Annotated in this window: 8 protein-coding genes and 1 pseudogene; 5 read left to right on the forward strand and 4 right to left on the reverse strand. The window is 40.3% G+C overall.

Annotated elements, in window-relative coordinates; translation table 11 throughout:
- Positions 1–31 precede the first annotated feature (31 nt).
- Positions 32–922, reverse strand: a complete 891-nt coding sequence (locus R7E51_RS10345; RefSeq protein ID WP_237289134.1) for a LysR family transcriptional regulator — start codon at positions 920–922, stop codon at positions 32–34.
- Positions 923–1,030: 108 nt separating this feature from the next.
- Here R7E51_RS10345 and R7E51_RS10350 point away from each other — a divergent pair, with 108 nt between their 5' ends.
- From R7E51_RS10350 to R7E51_RS10360, 3 genes are all read left to right on the forward strand, one after another.
- Positions 1,031–1,942, forward strand: a complete 912-nt coding sequence (locus R7E51_RS10350) for a DMT family transporter (protein ID WP_005388780.1) — start codon at positions 1,031–1,033, stop codon at positions 1,940–1,942.
- A gap of 195 nt (positions 1,943–2,137) precedes the next feature.
- The gene (locus R7E51_RS10355) at positions 2,138–2,599 is read left to right on the forward strand and encodes a carboxymuconolactone decarboxylase family protein (RefSeq protein WP_042520770.1); all 462 of its coding nucleotides are present in this window, start codon (positions 2,138–2,140) and stop codon (positions 2,597–2,599) included.
- A 104-nt stretch (positions 2,600–2,703) separates the two neighbouring features.
- Positions 2,704–3,444, forward strand: a complete 741-nt coding sequence (locus tag R7E51_RS10360) for a helix-turn-helix domain-containing protein (RefSeq protein ID WP_206957499.1) — start codon at positions 2,704–2,706, stop codon at positions 3,442–3,444.
- 119 nt (positions 3,445–3,563) lie between these two features.
- Here R7E51_RS10360 and R7E51_RS10365 read toward each other — a convergent pair.
- Both R7E51_RS10365 and R7E51_RS24100 read right to left on the reverse strand, forming a co-directional pair.
- Positions 3,564–3,716: pseudogene (locus R7E51_RS10365) on the reverse strand (YcxB family protein); the annotation flags it as partial.
- A gap of 234 nt (positions 3,717–3,950) precedes the next feature.
- On the reverse strand, positions 3,951–4,148 hold the full coding sequence (locus tag R7E51_RS24100; RefSeq protein WP_033906523.1) for a transposase: 198 nt from the start codon (positions 4,146–4,148) through the stop codon (positions 3,951–3,953).
- A 352-nt stretch (positions 4,149–4,500) separates the two neighbouring features.
- Here R7E51_RS24100 and R7E51_RS10370 point away from each other — a divergent pair, with 352 nt between their 5' ends.
- Positions 4,501–5,049 (forward strand): DUF6795 domain-containing protein, encoded by a 549-nt coding sequence (locus tag R7E51_RS10370; protein ID WP_033906564.1) that lies wholly within the window; start codon positions 4,501–4,503, stop codon positions 5,047–5,049.
- Entirely contained in the window at positions 5,049–6,245 is a 1,197-nt protein-coding gene (locus R7E51_RS10375) for a lipase family protein (protein WP_033906522.1), read from the forward strand. The genes R7E51_RS10370 and R7E51_RS10375 overlap by 1 nt, the downstream gene beginning before the upstream one ends.
- Positions 6,246–6,555: 310 nt before the next feature.
- Here the strand turns inward: R7E51_RS10375 and R7E51_RS10380 are convergent, their stop codons facing one another.
- The gene (locus R7E51_RS10380) at positions 6,556–6,726 is read right to left on the reverse strand and encodes a hypothetical protein (protein ID WP_162564176.1); all 171 of its coding nucleotides are present in this window, start codon (positions 6,724–6,726) and stop codon (positions 6,556–6,558) included.
- Between the last annotated feature and the right edge of the window lie 429 nt (positions 6,727–7,155).

A 7,155-nucleotide genomic window follows, 5' to 3' on the forward strand; every position in this document is an offset into this window, starting at 1 on the left:
TACCGGCACAGCACAATGTGATAAACCTCTTTCAAGCAAACATTTGAATGCGATTTTTCCAATTTAAGACATGTTCAATAAATGCATCAACTCTTGCAGGCCTTTTATCGCGGTCTCGATACATAATGAATACTTCTTTACCCGAGCATTGCCATTCTGGCAACAAAGGCAGCAGGTTATGTTGATCATGATTTAGCTCATGAAAGTAATAGGTTGGAATCCACGCAATTCCTAAACCATGGATGACGGCGTCTCTAACTAGCAGTACATCATTTGAAGTGAATTGAAACTTTAGCGGATGATCAAATGTTTCATTGGTGATTTGATTAACTAATTTCCATTGGCAGTCGTTGTTTACCGTAATTAGGCGATGATGAACAAGTTGTTCTGGATGGGTAATCGGTTGGTGTTGTTCTAAATAGCTTCGTGATGCACAAAGCGCAAATGGAATCGACCATAATTTCTGAGCAATCCAGTCTTGTTCAATAAGATCACCAAGACGAAAACTAACATCGACACGGTTAGATACAAGATTGATTTTTTCATTCTGTACATCTAAATCGATACATATCTTCGGATGTTGCTCTGCAAATTCATAAACGCACCGCTTTAACCACATCTGTGTCATGTTAATTGGCGCTGATATTTTGATCGTTCCGCTTAAAGACTGACGCTCAGTCGCAATTCTCGATGTCACATTACTTAAGCTAAGAAGTAACGGCTCACAGAGTTGATAATATTTTTCGCCATCAGTTGTTAACGCAAAGTGGTGTGCACTGCGGTTAAATAGTCTGCAATTTAAGTTTGTTTCCAGCCTTTTTAACTTCCGGCTTAGCGTGGCTAACGGGACATTAAGACGCTCAGATGCTTGTGTTAGGCTTTGATAGCGAGCAACAGAAACGAATAACAAAAGGTCATCCAAAGAGTGACGTTCCATATTTGGGATTAACCCTCTTAAATTTGGCTATTAAAAATCAAATATGAAATATATAGCATTATCGCGTCAAGTTAATTTTTATCAGGAAGATCTATGTCTAAGCATTTATCAATTTGGTGCGGTGTTGTTGTCGCTATCTTTTTTTGGTCTAGTAACTTTAACGTAATAAAGGCTATTAATAGCGATGTCTCTCCTTTGGATTCAGCGACGTTACGATTTTCCGTTGCAGCTTTAATACTCTTACTGATAAGAGGTACTAAACGCTCTCCATATGGAGCCAAACTCACACGAAAAAGTATGTTGTCGTTGTTTGTTATAGCAACCGTGGGTGTAACTATCCAAAACTTCTCTATTTTCTCTGCAATGAGATTTACTACCCCAGTTAACGCAGCGGTTGTTCAGGCAAACCTACCACTTGTCACTATCTTGTTGTCGGGCTTTATTCTCAAGACTTCCATTTCGGTTAAAACTATTTTAGGTGCACTAATCAGTTTTTGTGGAGTGGTAATCGTCATTACAGGGGGAAATATTCATTCTATTAGCAGCAATAGTAATATTGGTGATCTATACATGTTATTTGCTTTAATTAGTGGGTGTTTATACACAATTCTAGCGAAGCGTTTAACATCTCATATCCCAGTAACTCAGCAGTTACGTTGGGTGTTAAGTATTGGTGCCATTCAAATGGTCGCTATAGCGATGTACCACGGCGACTTTAGCCGTAGCTTAAATGCCATAACATTTAAAGACCTAGCATTAATAGCTTACATGAGCCTGTTTGGAACTTTGATTGCTTATTACTTTTGGATGAAAGGCGCTATCGTTCTTGGTCCAGATAAGATGTCTCCATTATTTAATATTATGCCGGTATTCACTCTACTGATTTCGTTCATTTCTGGTGAGCAGGCTCAATGGGAAAATGTTTTAGGCGTCTTTATCGTTGCGGCTGGTGTGTATATAGGTAACTCAGCACCTTTTGCTCGTTTACGGAAGGTGGTGGAGTAAAAATAGACGCCAACCTTAAGTCCATTATTTAGAGCAATACTTTGTTAATTGGCATAAGTTTTCTTGGTTTCCAATAGGTACACTTTTCGCTTTCGTCGTTCACTCTTTTATCTAACTTTATTGAGTACATGTCGAAAATCTTCAATCTTTTGCTAAGAGCGTTTTTTACTATGTAAAAAACAGAGGAGAATGACCATGAAGAAACGACTCAACTATATTGAAGTAGCGCCAAAAGCAATAGAAATCCTATACGCTCAGGAAGCTTACTTCCATGAACAATTTAGCCAATCAGAAACCATGAACATGATCATATGGGAACTGGTTAAGTTACGCATATCGCAAATCAATCAATGTGCATTTTGTATCGACATGCATAGTAAAGATGCGCTTCAGTTAGGTGAAAAGCCGGAACGCATATGGGGGCTTAGTGCATGGAAAGATATGCCATTCTACAGCGATGCAGAACACGTTGCACTAGGCTGGGCTGAACTACTAACTGCTGGCCTACCAGTAGATGATGATACCTATCAGCTGACCTTGAATACCTTTGGAGAAGAAGCTATGGTCAACCTAACAATTGCGATCAACGCGATCAATAGTTGGAACCGAATAGTTAAGGCATTTAAGCCAAAGGTTGGAGTCTATAAACCTCGATAATTCTATTTGACGGTTCTTACTTGTAAGCCACTGCTTATACCTCAACTTAATAGGATGAAAATTACATGTGTATCACTTTCTCATTTAAGTTGAGGTTAAATAGGATGATTCATTTGAACTTAGAATTTGATATTTTAAAACCTCAAAAGGCTTTAGCTGGCTATGTTCAAGCCATTTGGTCAGCATCCGTCAAACCTGATACGACGCAAACCGTACGTAAACAATTACTCAGTGATGCTGGTACAGGTGTGGTATTCATTTTACAGAATGAAGTACAAATAGATGGTGAGTGGCAGACGCCGGGGGTTGTCCTACTGCCTATAAGCATTCTGGCACATCAGGTCTGCCTACCGCCAGGCGCGGTGATGACTGGCGTACGCTTTCATCCTGCTGTTGGTTATCAACTATTTGGTAAACGTCTAGAACAGCTATTGCGGATTCAAGACGACCACCCTTTGGCTTCTTCTGCACTAGCAACATTTGAGTCTCTGCAAACAGCTCGTTCGCCATATGCAAGGATTTCTACGTTATATCGCTGGGTTCAAACACTGATTGAGGAATGTGAACCGCAGTATGTCGGCCACATTATTGACCAACCTACAGGGACCATCAGTCAGCGCCAGAGAGAGCGCAATTTTCAGAAATGGTTGGGGATTACTCCTAAACATTACCAACGCATTAAACGAGTTAAGCACACTTTAGAGCAACTCCGAGCGCAACCCGATCTTACTTTATCGGAGTTGGCGCTAGAGCAAGGTTTTTCCGATCAAGCACACATGACTAGAGAGTGTAAGCAGATTGCGCGCATGACACCGAAGCAGTATGTCCGAAAGAGAAACCTCTAAACCTTATTAGCTTTCTACATCAAACCCAATTGATTCAGAATCGACCATATACTTGTTACAATGTTCGATCATATATCACCTACTTTTTCGATCGCTCATTCCAGCTTGATGTGAGTTGGTTAGCTCGCTTTTGATGCCGCGTGCCGCTCTACCATAAACGCGATCGCTTCTTCATTTAAGCAAGATTTGCTGATGTATTGGCGTTGTTTACCAAGGTGAAGGATAAAGCCCAAGTCAGTTTGTTCGAATTGGTCGATATCATTGATAGCTAGGTAGAGTTGGTAATCATGCTGTTCAACACGGCCACAGTATTCAGTGCCTCGGTCAGTCAAATTCTCGGTATTAGCATAGGTCGAGCTCCAACGTTGAAGTATTCTCTCTGGGTGCTTTTCTAAGGTTGTTAGGACTTTTCTTACTGGCTCTAGTCAACTAAAGCTTGTACTTGCCTATCTGTCATCGGACTCTCAGCATCCTTTAACACCGCCCAACGAAGAGCTTTTTGCATGTCATTGTTTTTCGAGCGTCATCAACAGCCAGTGTAATAACTGCACAATATGGAACCAGTCGAGAGTAACATTCGCTTTCGGAAGCTCATCTTTGACACCACTCCAACCTGCCCAGGCACATCGATGAGCTTTATAGTGAACTCGAGGTATTTTCGCTGTGATATAGCAATGGTGCTGAAAAAGTTGAGATGGCGCCATGTTTTATCGGTTATAAAAAAACAACCATTTTCGCGGTAGCTATTGTTAACTGGTCTTCATGATAAGAATTCAGAATGAGACAATGAGTATGCAAGCTTACGAAATGGACGTGGATAGGTACTTTAACGAATAGCTCGGTATTTTTTTGCCAGAGGGAGTCTACTTATGTTTACCCCATGAAAGTAATAGACATGTCATTTACATTATTTTTTAAAGTATGCCTAGATATAAGCTTTGACATGACTTATTTTTGAGAATTGGGGCGGTCCTAGGCTAGCACTTGAGAGCATTAGGACATAGTATCGTCTCACGCGTGGATATGGGTTGACCTATGTACAATATTGGTAAACAAATGACTAAAATACTGGTTTCCCTTATGAGTGCCACAATATTATTGCTCTCAACAGGTTGTAACGCAGATATGTTTAATTTCTTCAAATTAAAAAAGTTTCAATACATACTTAGCTCAGAGATCACTGGTCGCTTATACTTAGACGGGAAAGCGTTTACTAGCGAGGTAGTTTATCTACACACGGCTTTTTCTAAAAACCGTTATATCACCGAGACAATTACGTCAGAAAATGGTTATTTTCATTTCCAACCTACATATCACTATCAGACGTTTAAAGAACCTGCCCTTCATGAATCCTCTAGCTACATTGGTATTTACATTTTTGTAGATGGCAAAAAATACTACTTACTAGAGGCTCGTTTTTCTGACGTGAAACCCTATGAATTTATTTCAGATAATCTTCTTGATTTAAGTTGTGAGATTAATTCGGACGAATATCGTTACTTTTTTAAAAATAAATTTGTTGAGAATGGCCTCGATCTTGAAATTATTAGTAGGTGTGATTTGAAAGGATTTTCTGAAAAAATATTACTAAATAAGGACACGTAATGGCAAAGTTAACACCAAAAATGGCTTCAGAAATAGCGGATATTCCTTACAAAGCTTATGAAAATAATGGCCGTTTTATCATGCCGGGCAAAAACAGTTTTTCAAATCACTTTTCTTTTTCTGAAGATGATGTATTTGATGGTTTTACAGGCGGTGTAGCGGGTTTATCCAATGTACCGGTATTGCGTAAAGTTATCCCTGGCTTGATGAGAACTTCAGAGGCGTTTGCAGTGGTTGGCACTGGTAAAGGTTCTACATTTGAGAATGAAATTGTCATTTCAATTCGAGGAACACAAAATGCTAATGACTGGATCACAAATGCGAATATAGGGGTGAAAGGATCACCAAACGGTTCGCCCGCTCATGCTGGTTTCAACAATTGTTTTCAAAGTCTTAGCCCCAAGTTGAAGCAGTATATTATGCAGATGAATCCTAAACCAAAACGTATACATTGCGTTGGGCACAGCTTAGGTGGAGCACTCGCATCACTTTGCGCTGATTGGGTGCGTAATGAGATGAAGGTCAGAACCACCTTATACACCTTTGGCGCTCCTAGAGTTGGTCTGGAAGCATACGCACGCTCATCGGAAAAGCTAAACGATGGTGTTTATCGATGTACGCATGGTGCTGATCCTGTACCCAAAATACCGCTTTGGCCATTTATTCATGCTCCAATCTCAACAGGCGAGTACCGCTTGGACTCTGGCACTGGGTTAAGCATATCAGCCCATTTGATGGCAAGAAACAAAAATCCGGGTTACTTAAACACTGCTTCCTCGGATTCTTGGGGAGCGTTGAAGAGGAAATCGAATGACCACTTATTTACCCCTATCCGTCTAAAGTATGAGCAACGAAATCAAGCTTCTTTTTCGGAGTATTGGGCCGATAGAATACAGGGCGCACTTATCACCTATTTGAAAGATGTGGCTCTTTTGTCAACGGTAACGATTCAAGCAGGCGTGATTGCTGGCTTGACCTTTTATGATTGGCTTTCAAGAAAGCTAGAAGCCGTTGCTAAATCATCTAAGCGCAATGAAGAGCAACTAAAAGGCTTATTAGGCCATATGCTTGTTTTTGCCGGTCACTATGGGACCATCGTTGAGGATCTATCCGCCCGATTCATTAGATGGGTTTTCGAAAGAACCATTGGACGACTAGTCAGAGTATCTAAACAAGCGATATCGTTGCTAAGTTAACCTAACCATTGCAATGGCATAGTAACGTGAATGCTTAGTTAGAGGTGAACTCGTCACCTCATAAGTTAACTGGTGACATTGACATAACGCCGCTAAATGGGATTCTTATTAAGCACTTTTTAGATGAAACTTTCTAACCAAATCGGGTCGCGATTTATCAAAACGAATTTGAAAATAATGAATTTTTCACTATTTTCAAATTCGTGATTAGGAGCCAAAATGTAGGTTTACAGTTTCAACTGTTTTTGGATTTCTGTTGGAAAAGTAACTTAAACAATTGACATTAAATAGATTTAATGGGAAATGGCTCTTACAAAACCCGAACTGCGCCCCCTTCCAAGCTGATGATGATGTAGGTTCGATTCTCGCTGTACACTCCATTCTCATAGGCTACTTTACCTAAAGCTTCGAACGCCTCCCATGGGGCTCGAATCGCAATTCCATGGATAGCCCCCTCAAATCGAATAAGTTTCTTCCGCATAGAAGTTACCTTTAGACGCATAAGTCCAACACTGGCCACATGAACTTTATTAGGGAAAACCCAACAAACTAACGAATGTCAAACCTTTGCCGAACATAGTAATCGAGCAAAAATGCTCTAGAAGTTGGCGTCATCACTGTAGGCTCACAATAAACTATCTCATTGTCACTTTTTTGGTTCAGTTTACACACTAACTCCGCAGCACACTTAAGGAGTCCATATACTGGAAAGACGCAACCAGAAACACCGAGTGTAGTGGTTCAGATTTTGAGCCTGAATCAGAGCTACCCCATAAGCATCAAACCCTAAGATCAAAAAAGCAAACCCACGGACTCGCTTTTTTTGTTAGCTCTGTGCCGTCCTAAATAAGGTTGACACTTTCCACCCCCCAAAATTGGAGAGTGTTATGAAATCAACAACTAAAAGAAC

This window comes from Vibrio sp. Vb1166 (assembly GCF_033338695.1).
In the GTDB taxonomy this organism is placed as follows: Bacteria; Pseudomonadota; Gammaproteobacteria; order Enterobacterales; family Vibrionaceae; genus Vibrio; species Vibrio alginolyticus.

Excerpts from the sequence above, each read along its gene's own strand:
- R7E51_RS10350 (WP_005388780.1), top strand. The coding sequence starts at position 1,031 with ATGTCTAAGCATTTATCAATTTGGTGCGGTGTTGTTGTCGCTATCTTT.
- R7E51_RS10355 (WP_042520770.1), top strand. The coding sequence starts at position 2,138 with ATGAAGAAACGACTCAACTATATTGAAGTAGCGCCAAAAGCAATAGAA.
- R7E51_RS10360 (WP_206957499.1), top strand. The coding sequence starts at position 2,704 with ATGATTCATTTGAACTTAGAATTTGATATTTTAAAACCTCAAAAGGCT.
- R7E51_RS24100 (WP_033906523.1), bottom strand. The coding sequence starts at position 4,148 with ATGGCGCCATCTCAACTTTTTCAGCACCATTGCTATATCACAGCGAAA.
- R7E51_RS10370 (WP_033906564.1), top strand. The coding sequence starts at position 4,501 with ATGACTAAAATACTGGTTTCCCTTATGAGTGCCACAATATTATTGCTC.
- R7E51_RS10375 (WP_033906522.1), top strand. The coding sequence starts at position 5,049 with ATGGCAAAGTTAACACCAAAAATGGCTTCAGAAATAGCGGATATTCCT.
- R7E51_RS10380 (WP_162564176.1), bottom strand. The coding sequence starts at position 6,726 with ATGCGGAAGAAACTTATTCGATTTGAGGGGGCTATCCATGGAATTGCG.